At 62.0% G+C, this 16,396-nt stretch carries 10 protein-coding genes; 6 read left to right on the top strand and 4 right to left on the bottom strand.

What is annotated here, in order from left to right:
- Positions 1–7: 7 nt before the first annotated feature.
- Positions 8–1,525 carry an outer membrane beta-barrel protein gene (locus BJ928_RS11265; protein WP_047629030.1) on the top strand — a complete coding sequence of 506 codons (1,518 nt, stop codon included), beginning with the start codon at positions 8–10 and terminating at the stop codon, positions 1,523–1,525.
- A 93-nt stretch (positions 1,526–1,618) separates the two neighbouring features.
- On the opposite strand, the gene galU is transcribed toward BJ928_RS11265, so the two are convergent.
- Positions 1,619–2,506 (bottom strand): UTP--glucose-1-phosphate uridylyltransferase GalU, encoded by an 888-nt coding sequence (gene galU, locus BJ928_RS11260; protein ID WP_047629029.1) that lies wholly within the window; start codon positions 2,504–2,506, stop codon positions 1,619–1,621.
- Positions 2,507–2,709: 203 nt separating this feature from the next.
- Here galU and BJ928_RS11255 point away from each other — a divergent pair, with 203 nt between their 5' ends.
- The 3 genes from BJ928_RS11255 (at position 2,710) to BJ928_RS11245 (ending at position 6,192) form a co-directional block, all read left to right on the top strand.
- Positions 2,710–3,933, top strand: a complete 1,224-nt coding sequence (locus BJ928_RS11255) for a lytic murein transglycosylase (RefSeq protein ID WP_047629028.1) — start codon at positions 2,710–2,712, stop codon at positions 3,931–3,933.
- Positions 3,934–4,013: 80 nt separating this feature from the next.
- The gene (locus tag BJ928_RS11250) at positions 4,014–5,204 is read left to right on the top strand and encodes a DUF459 domain-containing protein (RefSeq protein ID WP_047629027.1); all 1,191 of its coding nucleotides are present in this window, start codon (positions 4,014–4,016) and stop codon (positions 5,202–5,204) included.
- A 238-nt stretch (positions 5,205–5,442) separates the two neighbouring features.
- Positions 5,443–6,192, top strand: coding sequence for an aminoacyl--tRNA ligase-related protein (locus BJ928_RS11245; protein ID WP_047629025.1), 750 nt, complete (start codon positions 5,443–5,445; stop codon positions 6,190–6,192).
- Between the two features lie 63 nt (positions 6,193–6,255).
- On the opposite strand, the gene BJ928_RS11240 is transcribed toward BJ928_RS11245, so the two are convergent.
- Both BJ928_RS11240 and gltB read right to left on the bottom strand, forming a co-directional pair.
- The gene (locus tag BJ928_RS11240; RefSeq protein ID WP_047629024.1) at positions 6,256–7,710 is read right to left on the bottom strand and encodes a glutamate synthase subunit beta; all 1,455 of its coding nucleotides are present in this window, start codon (positions 7,708–7,710) and stop codon (positions 6,256–6,258) included.
- Between the two features lie 177 nt (positions 7,711–7,887).
- Complete coding sequence (gene gltB / locus BJ928_RS11235) at positions 7,888–12,627, bottom strand: glutamate synthase large subunit (RefSeq protein ID WP_047629023.1); 4,740 nt, start codon at positions 12,625–12,627, stop codon at positions 7,888–7,890.
- A 564-nt stretch (positions 12,628–13,191) separates the two neighbouring features.
- On the opposite strand from gltB, the gene BJ928_RS11230 reads away from it, so the two are divergent.
- Entirely contained in the window at positions 13,192–14,238 is a 1,047-nt protein-coding gene (locus BJ928_RS11230; protein ID WP_047629022.1) for a low specificity L-threonine aldolase, read from the top strand.
- Positions 14,239–14,303: 65 nt separating this feature from the next.
- On the opposite strand, the gene BJ928_RS11225 is transcribed toward BJ928_RS11230, so the two are convergent.
- Positions 14,304–15,161 (bottom strand): LysR family transcriptional regulator, encoded by an 858-nt coding sequence (locus BJ928_RS11225; protein ID WP_047629021.1) that lies wholly within the window; start codon positions 15,159–15,161, stop codon positions 14,304–14,306.
- A gap of 108 nt (positions 15,162–15,269) precedes the next feature.
- On the opposite strand from BJ928_RS11225, the gene BJ928_RS11220 reads away from it, so the two are divergent.
- Entirely contained in the window at positions 15,270–16,295 is a 1,026-nt protein-coding gene (locus tag BJ928_RS11220) for a bile acid:sodium symporter family protein (protein ID WP_047629020.1), read from the top strand.
- Positions 16,296–16,396 lie beyond the last annotated feature (101 nt).

Genomic DNA, 16,396 nt, shown 5'->3' with positions numbered 1-16,396 from the left:
AAGCGACATGGGCATCGGCAAGGACAAGGCGGGTCATGGTACCCTCCGGCTGTCGGCATGGGCGACCACCGCCCTGCTCGGCTGGGGTATCGCATTCGCCGCGCCGCCGCCGGCAAATGCGCAATCGCTGCCGGCGGATCAGACCACCGACGACACCTTGCCGGCCCCGATATCGGCATCCCCGACCGATCCGAATGCCGCGTCCACAGCCAATAGCCAGACGACCACACCGGTAAACCAGACATCGGCCTCCAGCGACGCACCGTTGAACGCACCACTGCGCCTTACCGGCATCGACCCTACGACGACGGGCTCGACGCTGGATAACGATCTGCGCCGCGTCAACGTGCAGGAGCCGACCGTCGATGGCCTGAGGACCCGCCAGCATCCGGATCGCGCCGACGTCCAGGGCATACCGCTCGGCACGTTCACCCTGAAGCCTTCAATCAACCAATCGATCAATATCGAACGGGATCGCACCGGCGACACCAAGGACAATCGCGGCTTCCTGCAGACCGATCTGCGCAGCACCCTGACTTCGGACTGGGACCGGCATGCCCTGACCATCACCGGCGAGGGCGTCTGGCAGAAGAACATCAGCGGCACCGGCGAGGAAAAGCCGACCGTCAACCTCAATGCCGACTTGCGTCTCGATCTTCCCGCCGACACGACGGCGCATATCACCGCAGGCTATCAATTCTACCGCGAGGATACGAGCGACCCGAATGCGATCGCCGGCGCCGCGAAGCAGTCCGCCGTCAATCAGTACACGGCCGGGCTCTCACTGGAGCGCGATTTCGGCCTGCTGCGCGGCACGACGGCCATAGCGCTGACACGCAGCGTCTATTCCGATGCCGTGCTCTCCGATGGGACGACGGTCACTCTCAGCGACCGTAACCAGACGGCCGGCGCCTGGCGCGGACGCATCGGCTACGAACTGTCGCCGGCGATCATCCCCTTCGTCGAAGTCGACCTTGGCCGCGCCGTTTACGACCAGACCCGTGACAGCAATGGCTACGCCCGCTCGAACCAGAGCTATGGCGGCAAGGCCGGCGTCGAATTCGATCTCGGAGAAAAATTCAAGGGCGAGCTCGGCTTCGGCTACCAGCATACGCAATTCGACGATTCGCGCCTCGCATCGGTCGATTCGCCGACGATCGATGGCAGTCTCGCCTGGTCGCCGCAGCGCGGTACGGATATCAGTGTCGGCCTTTCGACCACGGTCCAGCCCTCGACAACGGCCGGCCTTAGCGGCTACACCGCCTACCAGCTTACGAGCACGATCAGCCATCAGCTGCGCGACGATCTCACGGCCAAGCTGACGGGTGGACCGATCTGGCGCAATTATCCTTCCAATGGCAGCGCCGCCGACGAGGTCGAATACGATGCCGCTTTCGGCCTGACCTGGGGGATCAACCGCTATCTCGATCTCACCAGCAATGTCGGCTACCAGCTGACGACCCGCGATGTCGGCGACAGCACGCGCCAGTTCCAGGCCGGCCTGGGCCTGACAGTCAAGCGTTGAGCACCGCCTTCGCCTAAACCCGACCCTTCCGCTCAAACGAATTGAGGCCCGGCAGGTGCCGGGCCTCAACATTTTCCCCGAAAGTCCGAGGGCTTACTTCAGGGCGGCGATCAACGCCTTGAATTCGTCCTCGATGGTCGGGCGGATATCGGCGCGCGCCAGCGCGAAGGCAACGTTGGCGAGGATGAAGCCATCCTTGGCGCCACAGTCGAAAGTCTGGCCCTGGAAGTGGTAGCCGGCGAAATCCTGAGTCTTGGCAAGCTTCAGCATGCCGTCCGTCAGCTGGATCTCGTTGCCGGCGCCGCGCTCCTGGCTTTCCAGAATACGGAAGATTTCCGGCTGCAGGATATAGCGGCCATTGATGAAGAAGTTGGACGGAGCCGTGCCCTTGGCCGGCTTCTCGACCATCTCGGTGATGCGGAAACCGTTGCCGACCGTCTCGCCGACGCCGACGATGCCGTATTTATGGGTTTGGTCCGGGGCACATTCTTCAACGGCGATGACGTTGCCGCCGCTGTGCTCATAGAGTTCGATCATGCCCTTCATGCAGCCCTTTTCCGCGCGCATGACCATGTCGGGCAGCAGCAGCGCGAAGGGCTCGTCGCCAACGATCTCGCGGGCGCACCAGACGGCGTGGCCAAGGCCGAGCGGCTCCTGCTGACGCGTGAAGCTCGCCGTGCCGGCCTTCGGCAGCAGGCCGTTCAGCAGCGACAGCTCGGCGTTCTTGTTGCGCTGGCGCAGCGTCTGCTCGAGCTCGAACTGAATATCGAAATAGTCTTCGATGACGTGCTTGCTGCGGCCCGTGACGAACACGAAATGCTCGATGCCCGCTTCCATCGCCTCGTCGACGACGTACTGAATCACCGGCTTGTCCACGACGGTCAGCATTTCCTTCGGCACCGCCTTGGTCGCCGGCAAGAACCGCGTCCCTAGCCCGGCAACCGGAAATACTGCCTTACGAACCTTCTTATGCTGTCCCACTCATACCTCCTGGGCATTAAATCAGTTGGCGCCAAGCCATTCTAACGGTCAGTAGATTAAATTTGCTACTGTTTTGCAAATAATGACTGGCCCGGACTTCCATGGTAAAGAATTTGTTGACTTCGTTCGTTTAGCGTCACGCTTGGGCCGATGCTACGTGCATCGCCGCACCGAAATCCAACGATTGATGGACAAGGCTGTAGATGACCGTAAACCGCAAACACTCCCTTCTTGGTCTCGCTCTGGCGCTCGCGCTCGGCGCCTTCGCGGGATTCCTTCCCGTTAACGCCAATGCCGACCCTGGGTTCCAGAAATGGATCGCGGGCTTTTACGCTACCGCTGCAAAGAGCGGCATTACGCAATCGACTTACCGCAATGCATTCGCCGGCGTGACGGACCCAGACCCCACGGTCCTCGAAAAGGCGCAGTACCAACCGGAATTCAAGTCCCAAGTCTGGGATTACCTCGACTCCCGTGTCAATCCCTATACGGTCGATATTGGCCGCAAGATGGCAGTCAAATACGGGTCCACACTGCGCACGCTCGAACAGCACTTCGGCGTCGACCGCAATATCATGCTGGCCATCTGGTCGATGGAGTCGAATTATGGCGCCGTCCTCGCCAAGAACGACCGGCTGCATTATGTGCCGCGCGCGCTGGCGACGCTTGCCTACGCCGACCCGAAGCGGGCAAATTATGCCAAGAAGCAGCTCATCGCCGCGCTGAAGATCCTGCAGAAGGGCGATATCTCGCGCAAGGATCTGAACGGTTCCTGGGCCGGCGCCATGGGCCATACGCAGTTCATCCCGACCAGCTACCTGCTCTACGCCGTCGATGCCGATGGCAGCGGCCATGCCGACATCTGGAATTCCATTCCGGACGCATTGGCAACGACAGCCAATCTTCTCGCCAAGAACGGCTGGGATACCGGCCGCACCTGGGGCTATGAAGTCGTCGTACCAAAGGGCGGCAGCGCCCAGGCCGGCAAGACCCATACGATCGCACAATGGGCCGCCCTCGGTTTCGTGCGTCCGAACGGCAAGGGCTTCCGCCAGACCTCCGACCGCGCCCAGCTGAAGATGCCCGGCGGTCCGGATGGTCCCGGCTTCCTGATGACCGGCAACTTCTTCACCATCAAGCGCTACAACGCCTCCGACAGCTACGCGCTCGCCGTCGGCCTGCTTGCGGATCAGATCGCCGGCTATGGCGGCATGCAGCAATCCTGGCCGCGCCCGAGCGGCACGCTCGACGTCAAGCAGAAATTCGAGCTGCAGACGCGCCTGAAGGAACTCGGCTATTATGACGGCGTCGTCGACGGCAATTTCGGCTCAGGCTCGAAGGCAGCGATTGCAGCCGTTCAGGAGCGCATGGGCATGGATGCGGATGGCGAGCCGTCGATGAACCTGCTGAAAGCCCTGCGCAAGTAGGCTGCCTCAAGCGGCTCCGGGATCGCCGGACGGCCATGCCGTCCTCACGCGGCCACGGGGTCGTGAGCGGAAAAGAAGCTATGAAGAAACGACCTGCCCGCGCGACCATGGTGATCTTGAAGGTTGTTCTGACGGCGTTCCTCACGACCGTCATCGCGCTTGGCTGCCTGCCGAACCCCGCCGCTGCCCAGGAGCGGCCCCGCCGAAACCTGTTCGACATGCTGTTCGGCACCCGCGAGCCCGATTACTCCGATCAGCCGGTCGAACAACCGCCGCCACGGCGCAAGGTGCAGCCGAAGAAACGGCCGACCCCGCCGCCACGCCAGCCAGTCGTGCAGCCGGCAACGCCGCCGCCGGCAGAGAAGCTGCCCGATGCCAAGACCATTCTTGTCGTCGGCGATTTCCTGGCAAGCGGCTTGGCAACCGGGCTGGAGGACGCCTTCTCCACTTCCCCCGGCGTCGTCATTCAGTCGCGCGGCAATGTCGCCTCCGGTCTCGTGCGTCAGGACTATTACAACTGGCCGCAGCAATTGCCCGGGATGATCGACCAGCTGAAACCGTCTATGGTCGTCGTCATGATCGGCGCCAACGACCGCCAGCAGATGATCGGCGACGGGCTCAATGAAAAATACGGCACGGACCCGTGGTTTCTCGCCTATGAGGAGCGAGTGCAGCAATTCGCCAAGCTGGTGACGAGCCGCCATATTCCGCTGCTCTGGGTCGGACTGCCCTCCTTCGGCTCCGATCAGCTGACCGCGAGCGCCGTCAAGCTCAATCAGGTCTACCAAAGCCAGATGACCAGCGTCGGTGGCGAATTCATCGACATATGGGACGGATTTACCGACCAGAACGGCGAGTTCATTGTCACCGGCTCCGACATCAACGGCCAGCAAGTGCGCCTAAGAACGGCGGATGGAGTCAATCTGACGGCCGCAGGCAAGCGCAAGCTCGCCTTCTATCTGGAAAAGTCGGCACGCCGGATCTTGGGCGATCAGGCAAGCCCCGACATCACGCGCCTGGATACCGGCAATCCGCTGCCGGCGCAGCAGGCCAGCCTTCCCGGCGCGGAATCGGAAAAGATCATCCGCACGCAGCCGATGAGCCTCTCCGATCCCGATCTCGACGGCGGCGCACAACTTCTGGGCAATACGCCCTCCCCGACCGTGACGACATCGTCGCCGCGCGATCTTCTGGTCGAGAAGGGTCTGATGGGCCCCGCGCCGGTCGGCCGCGTCGATGACTACAGGTTGCCGGGATCGGTCGAGCGGTAAGCGGCGCAGGCGCGATTTGACAAGGCCGCAAGTCGCCCATAGAAGAGCTGCATGAGCACCAAGAGCGCAGATCAGATCGATCGTAATCGCACCTGCCCGCAGGCTGTGGTTTTGCGCGCTTTCTCCGGCCGAGGTCTCCGCGTCCAGTCGTGACAGCCGGAGGCGTTGATGCGTCCGGCGGCTGCTGGACGTAAAGCCCTCACCTCCAGACATCAACGTTGCCCATGGAGAATGGCACGTGCTCAGTATCTATAACGTCAATTCGCTCGTTCATTGGGAAGAGCGTGATATCCGCCTGCGCGACGATTTCGTCCGCTTCTTTTCCGATGAAGTCGCCCGCTTTCTGCGATCAGCAAACCCGGCCTGGGATATTCGCAGGGTCGAAGCGCCGACCCTGATGCCCCGCAGCCTCGTCTCGGACGCTTATTCCAACGCCGACATATGGGTGCAGGAGCAGGTCTCGAAGACCGAGGCCGAACTCGTGCTTCGGCCGGAAACGACGCCGTCCACCTACATCTATATGCAGCATCTTCTCGGCAATCATTCCAGAACGCGGCTGCCGCTATGCGTCTGGCAGGCGGGAAAGTCCTACCGGCGGGAACAGGACCAGCCGAGCAAGCATGTCAGGCTCAAGGAATTCTGGCAGCTCGAGTTCCAATGCGCCTTTACCGCAGACAGCGGCAATGACTACCATGCCACGTCGCTGGAACCGGTTCGCCGGATGATCGCCTCGGTCATTCACCTGCCGACGAGGATCGTGCCGTCCGATCGTCTTCCGGCTTACTCCGAGATCACCATGGATATCGAGGTCGACAACGGCGACAAATGGATGGAGGTCTGCTCGATCTCGAGACGCACCGACTTTCCGCAGCGATATCGCAGCCAACCGAAGAAGGGGCCGGCGCTAAACCACGAAGTCGCCGTGCTCGAAATCGCCATCGGCCTCGACCGCTGCATCTACAACTGGAACATCGCCGCAAGCCGATAACGACAAAGGCCGGGTTTATTTCGAACCCGGCCTTTGGTCACTGTGCGAAAACAGCGGCGAATTTTAGTTCGGCAGAACCGTCGAACCCATCAGCGCCTCGTCGATCGCGCGCGCGGCCTGACGGCCCTCGCGGATCGCCCAGACGACCAGCGACTGGCCGCGGCGAATGTCGCCGGCTGTCCAGAGCTTGTCGACCGAAGTCTTGTAGTCCTTGTCGTTGGCAACGACGTTGGTCGAGCCGCGGCGGTCGGTATTCACAGTCAGCTTGCCGTCGAGTTCCTTGAGCACGCCGTCGGTGAACGGGCCGCGGAAGCCGATGGCGATGAAGGCGAGATCGGCGCGGATGACGAATTCCGTGCCGGCAATCGGCTTGCGGCGCTCATCCACCTCGCAGCACTTCACGCCCGTCAGCACGCCGTCTTCGCCGATGAATTCAAGCGTTGCGACCTGGAATTCGCGGACAGCACCTTCGGCCTGCGAGGAAGAGGTGCGCATCTTCGTTGCCCAGAAGGGCCATACGGCGAGCTTGTCTTCCTTTTCCGGCGGCTGCGGACGAATGTCGAGCTGGGTTACCTTCACCGCACCCTGACGGAACGCCGTGCCGACGCAATCCGATGCCGTATCGCCGCCACCGACGACGACGATGTGCTTGCCGCCGGCAAGAATTGGGTCGGCCGGCCAGCCGACGCTGTCGATGTTTTCGCGGCCGACGCGGCGGTTCTGCTGCACGAGATAGGGCATGGCATCATGAACGCCGGCGAGCGTCGTGCCGGGGATGCCGGCTTCGCGCGGGGTTTCCGAGCCGCCGCAATAGAGCACAGCATCGTAATCGGCCAGAAGCTGCTCCATCTTCACGTCGACGCCGACATTGACGCCGCAATGGAAGGTGACACCCTCGCCCTTCATCTGCTCGACGCGACGGTCGATGAAGTTCTTCTCCATCTTGAAGTCCGGGATGCCGTAGCGCAGCAGGCCGCCGGCCTTGCTTTCACGCTCGTAGAGATGGACGTCGTGACCGGCGCGACCGAGCTGCTGGGCCGCAGCCATGCCGGCGGGGCCGGAGCCGATGATCGCCACCTTCTTGCCCGTATGCACCGTTGCCGGCTGCGGGCGGATGAAGCCGAGCTCATAGGCCTTGTCGGCAATCGCCTGCTCCACCGTCTTGATGGCGACCGGCGCATCTTCCAGATTCAGCGTGCAGGCCTCCTCGCAAGGCGCGGGGCAGACACGGCCGGTGAATTCCGGGAAGTTGTTGGTCGAATGCAGGTTGCGGATCGCCTGTTCCCAGTTGTTGTTATAAACGAGATCGTTCCAATCGGGGATCTGGTTGTGCACCGGGCAGCCGGTCGGGCCGTGGCAATAGGGAATGCCACAGTCCATGCAGCGCGCCGCCTGTTTCTGCACTTCCTGGTCCGACATGGGGATCGTGAATTCGCGGAAATGCCGGATGCGGTCCGACGCCGGCTGATACTTCGCCACCTGCCGGTCGATTTCCAAGAAGCCTGTTACCTTGCCCATGCTTTCGTTTCCTCACTCTAAAAGAGGAGCTCATGGCTCCCGTGCCTGCGGGTCATCTCGGGGTCCCTGCGCGGCACTGTAATTCAAATCCGATTCCGCTATTCGACAGTCGCGACCGCTATGACGGCGATCGCAATGCGAGGCGAAACCCTCGACTGGTTTCAGAACCGGGGCGGATTACTCCGCCGCCACGCTCATCCGGCTGCGCTCCATTTCCTCAAGGGCGCGCCGGTATTCGACCGGCATGACCTTGCGGAATTTCGGGCGGTAGTCGGCCCAGTGATCGAGGATCTCCTTGGCTCGCGTCGAGCCCGTATAGTGGAAGTGGTTCGAAATCAGCTGGAAGAGACGCTCCTCATCGTGGCGCGTCATGTCATCGGAGACGTCGACACGTCCCTTGTGCATGATGTCGCCGCCGTGATGATGCAGCTTCTCCAGCAGTTCGTCCTCTTCGGGAACCGGCTCCAGCTCGACCATGGCCATGTTGCAGCGCCGGGCGAAATCACCCGCCTCGTCGAACACATAGGCCACGCCGCCCGACATGCCGGCCGCGAAATTGCGTCCGGTTTCGCCGAGCACGACGACGACGCCGCCGGTCATGTATTCGCAGCCGTGATCGCCCACGCCTTCGACGACGGCGATCGCGCCGGAATTTCTGACCGCGAAGCGCTCGCCCGCGACACCGCGGAAGTAGCACTCGCCTTCAGTCGCGCCGTAGAGCACGGTGTTGCCGACGATGATCGAGTTCTCGGCAACGATCTTCGAATTTTCCGGCGGGCGGATGATGATGCGGCCGCCGGAAAGGCCCTTGCCGACATAATCGTTGCCGTCGCCAACGAGGTTGAAGGTGATGCCCCGCGCCAGGAACGCCGCGAAGGACTGACCGGCCGTCCCCTTCAGGGTGACATTGATCGTGTCATCCTTCAGGCCGCGATGGCCGTAGCGTTTGGCGACTGCGCCCGACAGCATGGCACCAGCCGAACGGTCGACGTTCTTGATGTCGACTTCGAAGGCGACCGGTGTCTTGGAAGAAAGCGCCGGCTCGGCCTTCTCGATCAGCTTGCGGTCGAGAATGTCGTCGATCGGGTGCTTCTGCAGCGTGGTCCAGTAGGTCTCTTCCTTCGGCGCATCGACCTTGTGGAAGATGCGGCTGAAATCGAGGCCCCTCGCCTTCCAGTGGGCGAGCATGTCGTCCTTCTCCAGAAGTTCGGAGGCGCCGATGATGTCGTCCAGCTTGGCGACGCCAAGCGAGGCAAGGATCTCACGCACCTCTTCAGCCACGAAGAAGAAGTAGTTGATGACATGCTCCGGCGCGCCCTTGAAGCGCTTGCGCAGGACCGGGTCCTGGGTGGCGACGCCAACCGGACAGGTGTTGAGGTGGCATTTGCGCATCATGATGCAGCCGGCCGCGATCAGCGGCGCGGTCGCAAAGCCGAATTCATCGGCACCGAGCAGCGCGCCAATAATGACGTCGCGGCCGGTCTTCAGACCGCCGTCGACCTGCAGGGCGATGCGCGAACGCAGCCCGTTCAGCACCAGGGTCTGCTGGGTCTCGGCAAGGCCGATTTCCCAAGGCGAACCCGCATGTTTCAGCGAGGTCAGCGGCGAAGCGCCGGTGCCGCCATCATAGCCTGACACGGTGATATGGTCGGCGCGCGCCTTGGCGACGCCGGCGGCAACCGTGCCGACGCCGACTTCCGAGACGAGCTTGACCGAGACATCCGACGTCGGGTTGACGTTCTTCAGGTCGTAGATCAGCTGTGCCAGATCTTCGATCGAATAGATATCATGGTGCGGCGGCGGCGAGATGAGGCCGACGCCCGGCGTCGAATGCCGGGTCTTGGCAACCGTCGCATCGACCTTGTGGCCGGGCAACTGGCCGCCTTCGCCGGGCTTGGCGCCCTGCGCGACCTTGATCTGCAGCACGTCGGCATTAACAAGATATTCGGTCGTCACGCCGAAGCGGCCGGAGGCGATCTGCTTGATGGCGGAGCGTTCCGGGTTCGGCGAACCGTCGAAGAGCGGCATATAGCGGTCGGCTTCCTCGCCGCCCTCGCCGGTGTTCGACTTGCCGCCGATCCGGTTCATGGCGATCGCCAGCGTCGTATGCGCCTCGCGGCTGATCGAGCCGAAGGACATGGCGCCCGTCGAGAAGCGCTTGACGATATCGGCAGCCGGCTCGACCTCGTCGACCGAGATCGGCTTGCGGCCGAGCGCATCCGCACCCCTAATCTTGAAGAGACCACGGATGGTGTTCATCCGGAGCGCCGAGTCGTTGACCATTTCGGAGAATTCGCGATAGCGATCCTCGGCATTCCCACGCACGGCATGCTGGAGCGCCGCCACCGCATCCGGTGTCCACGCATGGCTTTCGCCGCGCATGCGGTAGGCATATTCGCCGCCGATATCGAGCGTGCTTGCCAGCAGCGGATCGCGGCCGAAAGCGGATGCGTGACGAGCGACGGTTTCCTCGGCGATCGTGTCGAGGCCGATGCCCTCGATCATGGTTGCCGTGCCGAAGAAATACTTGTCGACCAGCTCCTGCTGCAAGCCCACAGCATCGAAGATCTGCGCGCCGCAATAGGACTGATAGGTGGAGATGCCCATCTTCGACATCACCTTGAGGATGCCTTTACCAACAGCCTTGATGTAGCGGTAGACGACTTCGGTCGCGTCCACTTCCTTCGGGAATTCGCCGCGCTGATGCATGTCGAGCAGCGTGTCGAAGGCGAGGTAGGGGTTGATTGCTTCAGCGCCGTAACCGGCCAACAGGCAAAAGTGATGCACTTCGCGCGGCTCGCCGGTTTCGACGACGATGCCGACCGAGGTGCGCAGGCCCTTGCGGATCAGGTGATGGTGCACGGCGGCCGTCGCCAGCAGCGCCGGGATCGCGATGCGGTCCGGCCCGATCTGACGGTCGGAGAGTACGATGATGTTGTAGCCGCCACGAACTGCCGCTTCCGCCCGCTCGCAGAGACGATCGAGCATCTCCGGCATGCCTTCGGCGCCGCGTTCGACATCATAGGTGAAGTCGAGCGTCTTGGTGTCGAAGCGATCCTCGGTGTGGCCGATCGAGCGGATCTTTTCGAGATCGCCGTTGGTCAGGATCGGCTGGCGCACTTCCAGGCGCTTGGCGTTGGCCATGCCGGTATGGTCGAGCAGGTTCGGGCGCGGGCCGATGAACGAGACGAGGCTCATGACCAGCTCTTCGCGGATCGGATCGATCGGCGGGTTCGTTACCTGCGCGAAGTTCTGCTTGAAGTAGGTGTAGAGCAGCTTCGGCTTGTCGGACATGGCCGAGATCGGCGTATCCGTACCCATCGAACCGACGGCTTCCTGCCCCGTCGTCGCCATTGGCGACATCAGCAGCTTGGTGTCTTCGGTCGTGTAGCCAAAGGCCTGCTGACGGTCGAGCAGCGACACGTCGCGACGCAGCGCCCGCGGCTCTACGGGCTTCAGGTCTTCGAGGATCAGCTGCGTGCGGTTCAGCCAGCTGCGATAGGGATGTTTGGTTGACAGTTCCGACTTCACCTCGTCGTCGGAGATGATGCGGCCCTTTTCCATGTCGATCAGCAGCATCTTGCCCGGCTGCAGGCGCCATTTCTGGATGATCTTCTCTTCCTCGACAGGCAGAACGCCGGCTTCGGACGCCATGATGATGCGGTCGTCGTTGGTGACGAGATAGCGGGCCGGACGCAGACCGTTACGGTCGAGCGTCGCGCCGATCTGCTTGCCGTCGGTGAAGGCAACGGCGGCCGGGCCGTCCCACGGCTCCATCAGCGCTGCGTGATACTCGTAGAATGCCTTGCGCTCGGCCGCCATCAGCTGATTGCCGGCCCATGCTTCCGGGATGAGCATCATCATGGCATGCGCCATGGAATAGCCGCCGCGCACGAGGAATTCGAGCGCGTTGTCGAAACAGGCCGTGTCCGACTGCCCCTCATAGGAGATCGGCCAGAGCTTCGAGATATCCTCGCCGAACAGCGGTGAGGATACCGACGCCTGACGTGCGGCCATCCAGTTGACGTTGCCGCGCAGCGTGTTGATTTCGCCGTTATGCGCGACCATGCGGTAGGGGTGCGCGAGCTTCCACGACGGGAAGGTATTGGTCGAGAAGCGCTGGTGCACGAGCGCAACCGCCGTCTCGAAGCGCGGGTCGGACAGGTCCTTATAATAGGCGCCCACCTGGTAGGCGAGGAACATGCCCTTGTAGACGATGGTCGAGCTCGACAGCGAGACGGGATAGAAGCTGCTCTCCTCGCCCTCATATTCCGCATAGATGCGGTTGGAGATCACCTTGCGCAGGGTGAAGAGGCGGCGCTCGAACTCCTCGTTGGTGCCGGCATCGCGGCCGGCGCCGATGAAGACCTGAACATGATGCGGCTCGGTGGCGGCAATGTCGGGCGCCTTCGACAGCGAGGAGTTGTCGACCGGCACGTCGCGGAAGCCGAGCAGAACCTGGCCTTCCTCAACGACGACCTGCTTGATGGCAGTCTTGAAATGCTCGATCAGCGCCTCGTCGCGCGGCAGGAAGAAATGGCCGACGCCATATTCGCCTGCCTTCGGCAGGATGATGCCCTGCTTGGCCATCTCCTCGCGGAAAAAGCGGTCGGGAATCTGCACGAGAATGCCCGCGCCGTCGCCCATCAGCGGATCGGCACCGACGGCACCGCGATGCGTCAGGTTCTCGAGAATGAACAGGCCGTCGCGCACGATCTGGTGCGACTTCTGGCCCTTCATATGTGCGACGAAGCCGACGCCGCAGGCGTCATGTTCGTTGCGCGGATCGTAAAGGCCCTGTTTCGGCGGGATGCCCACCGATTTCGAACGATTGGCGCGTTTCGTCGTTTTGGCCGTCGCGGCAGCATTGGCTGCAGCGGTCTGGTCAAAACTCGTGAACGTCTTCCTGTTCGTCATCGTCTTCCCTCCGATAAGGCCCGCCTCGCGGGCGCTCCTTCGTCCCGCGCGGTCCGTTTCCGGCGCCGACGCGCGACAGCTCTGTTGCATTGTGAAGATCCGGCCGCGAACCATGGCCCCGATGTGGAGCCAGTCGTCAGCGTTCGCGCCTTGCTATTCCACCGCCGCATTGCCCGCCGCCCAAAGGGCTTGAAGGGGCATGCTCGCGGTAACTATAGCTCGAAATCCCGACATCGTCAGGGCCCTCTAGCGCATCTTCGGCCTCGGCGGCCAAAATAGGACAGCAACCCTGTCCTAATTCATCAGCTCTATGCCAGAAAGCTCAGGCCTTCGCAAGAGCAAAACGGCAAAAATTCGTCAACGAAAGACGGAAGATTGCCTTTGTTGCACAAATAGAGCAATAAAGTTTCGCCGCAGAGCATCATTTTATTTGTTGATTGCGTAGATCAATTTCTGTGATGAGTTCTTCAAACGCATGCACTTGATAGGTTTTTGCATTGGCGTAATGTCCCGCCGACCCTATTTAATCTAGTCGCAATTCAATCCTTCATCTGGTGCATTTCCATGTTTTTTGCTTCCGATAATTGGGCTGGCGCCCATTCCAAAATCGCCGAACGTCTGCTCGCCGAATCCAGCGGCTTTGCCTCCGCGTATGGTACGAGTGAGCTCGACCAGCGTGTCGAAGCCAAATTCGCCGAGGTGTTCGAGCGCGAGGTCGCCGTCTTTTTCGTCGCAACGGGCACGGCCGCCAATTCGCTGTCGCTCGCCAGCGTTCAGAAGCCGGGCGGCATCAGCTTCTGCCATACCGAGGCGCATGTCGCCGAAGACGAATGCGGCGCGCCCGATTTCTTCAGCGGCGCGCGTCTCGCAACCGTCGAGGGCGCTCTTGGCAAGATCGATCCCAAGGCGCTTGCCACCAAGATCGGCCGCTTCCCGCAGGATGCCGTGCATCATGGCCGTGCAGCTGCCGTCACGATCACGCAGGCGACGGAGATCGGCACGGTCTATTCGCTCGCTGAAATCGACGCCATTGCCGCCATCACCAAGGCCAACGGCCTGCCGCTGCATATGGATGGCGCACGCTTCGCCAACGCCCTGGTCGCGCTCGGCGCGAGCCCAGCCGAGATGACGTGGAAGCGCGGCGTCGACATTCTCTCCTTCGGCGGCACCAAGAACGGCTGCTGGTGCGCAGAAGCAATCGTCTTCTTCGATCCTGAGAAGGCGAAGGAAATGCACTTCATCCGCAAGCGCGCCGCCCAGCTCTTTTCCAAGTCGCGCTTCATTGCCGCCCAGTTCGACGGTTATTTCCAGGATGGTCTCTGGCTCGATCTCGCCCGCCATTCAAATGGCATGGCCGATCGCCTTCGCGCCGGCCTTGAGAAAGTTCCGGGTGCCCGCTTGGCATGGCCGACGATCTCGAACGAGGTTTTCGCGATCGTACCGAAATCCTCCGCCAAAACTGCGGAAGACAAGGGAGCAAAGTTCTACGAATGGCCGATCCCGGAAGCACAGCCGGATCTGGTCGGCGAGAATGAAACGCTGATCCGCCTCGTCACCAGCTTTGCAACGACAGAGGCCGACGTGGCGAACTTCCTCGCCTGCCTCGGCTGATTGCGTAAAAGGAGCGCCGATCCCGGCTCTGGGCCGGGCGGCGCTTCATATCGGCGTCCCAATCGTCAGCTTGATCGCGGCCCTCTGACCTTAGCCAGAATATCGTCCGAAAGCGCATTGACTAATAGTTGGTCCGCGCCCTTGCGCGGTACGAGCACGAATTCCACATCCTCCAGGACGGGCAGCCAACCCGAGGCGATCTCCGTCAAACCGGCCGGCGCCATGCTCTTGGGCTGGACGAGAACGCCCATGCCGGCGCGCGCCGCCGCCGTCAGGCCGCTGAGGCTGCCGCAGGTGCAGACGATCCGCCACGGCATCTGCTGCCGGCGGAGCGCCTCAAGCGCAACGGCGCGCGTGACGCTGGGGGTGGGAAAGGCGATCAGCGGCAGCGGTCCCGCAAGCCTGCGGATGCGATCGGGATCGCGCGCCAGCCAGACCAGCGGCTCGCGATAGACCAGCTTGCCTCTGATATCGCCGAGTCGGCGCTTGGCCAGCACCAGATCGAGATCGCCATTGTCCTGCATCTCATAGAGCGTGCCGCTTAGCGCCACCGTCAATTCCAAATCGACAGACGGGTGCGAGCGGACGAATTCCTCCAGCACGTCGGGGAGCTGGCTGGTGACGAAATCCTCGGAAACGCCGAGCCGGAGATTACCGCGGAGGCTATTGCCGGCGAAGAGCTGCCGCACCTCGCCTTCGATCGACAGCATCTGCCGCGCATGGCCGAGCAATGCCTCGCCGTCGCCAGTCAGGACAACCCGATGCGTGTCGCGCGCAAGCAGCTTGCGCCCGAGTTCCGCTTCCAGCCGCTGTATGTGCTGGCTAACGGTCGACTGCCCAAGCCCGAGACGCTCCGCCGCCAGCGTGAAACCGCCCATCTGCTCGACGGCAACGAAACTGCGCAATTGTGTGAGATCCAGCATGGACTATCCTAAATCACGATAACTGTTATTCCTTGCATCGTGGATCACGATAGGTCTATCTACAACAGCTATTTTTTAAGACGTGCAAATGCGATTGGGGTAGGCACGATGCGCCGCTTTCTTCCGGATACCTTTACCATGCTGTTGGTGCTGACCGTACTGACGGCCTCCTTCCTTCCCGTTCAGGGGGCAAGCGCCCACTATTTCGGCATCGCCACCAACTTCGCCATCGGCCTCTTGTTCTTCCTGCACGGCGCGCGCCTGTCGCGCGATGTCGTCATCGCCGGCATGCTGCATTGGCGGCTGCATCTCGTCATCCTGCTGACGACCTTCGGCATTTTCCCGCTGCTGGTCCTGGCCATAGGTCATGTCGTTCCGGAGAGCATTCTGCCTGTATCGCTTTACACCGGGCTGTTGTTTTTGAGCGTCCTGCCCTCGACCGTACAATCATCGATCGCCTTCACCTCCATCGCCGGCGGCAACGTTCCGGCTGCGATCTGCTCGGCATCGGCCTCGAACATCTTCGGCATGTTCCTGACACCGCTGCTCGTCGGCGTGCTGTTTTCGGTCGGCGGCCACGGAGGCGGCTTCTCCTGGGATGTCCTGTGGCAGATCATGATGCAGTTGCTTGCCCCCTTCATTCTGGGCCAGCTGCTGCAGCCGTGGATCGGCAACTGGATACGCTCGAAGAAGAAGATCCTGATGCCGGTCGATCGCGGCTCGATTCTCATGGTCGTCTATTCTGCCTTCAGCGAAGCCGTGGTCGAAGGCTTGTGGCACACCTTCTCCGTGCTCGATATCGCAACCGTGATCGTCGCCAACATGGTGCTTCTGGCGATGGTGATCTGCATCACCATGTTCGGCAGCCGCGCCCTCGGTTTCGAAAAGGCCGACGAGATCACCATCACCTTCTGCGGCTCGAAGAAGTCGCTCGCAAGCGGCGTACCCATGGCAAACGTCATCTTCGCCGGCCAGAGCATCGGCGCCATCGTGCTGCCGCTGATGCTGTTCCACCAGATCCAGCTGATGACCTGCGCCGTGCTTGCCCAGAAATACGCCGATGCCGCCAAGCGGCGCGAGGCAGCAAAGATCCAGGCAGGCTCAAAGCCGAGCGAAGCGACGAACGCGGCCTGAGACTTTCGACGTCAAGTCAAAGCAGAAGCGGCGCCCCGATGGAGCGCCGCTTCCTTTTTGATCTTGGGAGGATCAAAGGCCGGGCGGTCGAAGACCGCCAG

Source organism: Rhizobium sp. WW_1 (assembly GCF_003610155.1).
In the GTDB taxonomy this organism is placed as follows: domain Bacteria; phylum Pseudomonadota; class Alphaproteobacteria; order Rhizobiales; family Rhizobiaceae; genus Rhizobium; species Rhizobium tropici_A.
Note: the sequence above shows the minus strand (reverse complement) of the source record. Positions and strands in the feature narration are given on the sequence as shown.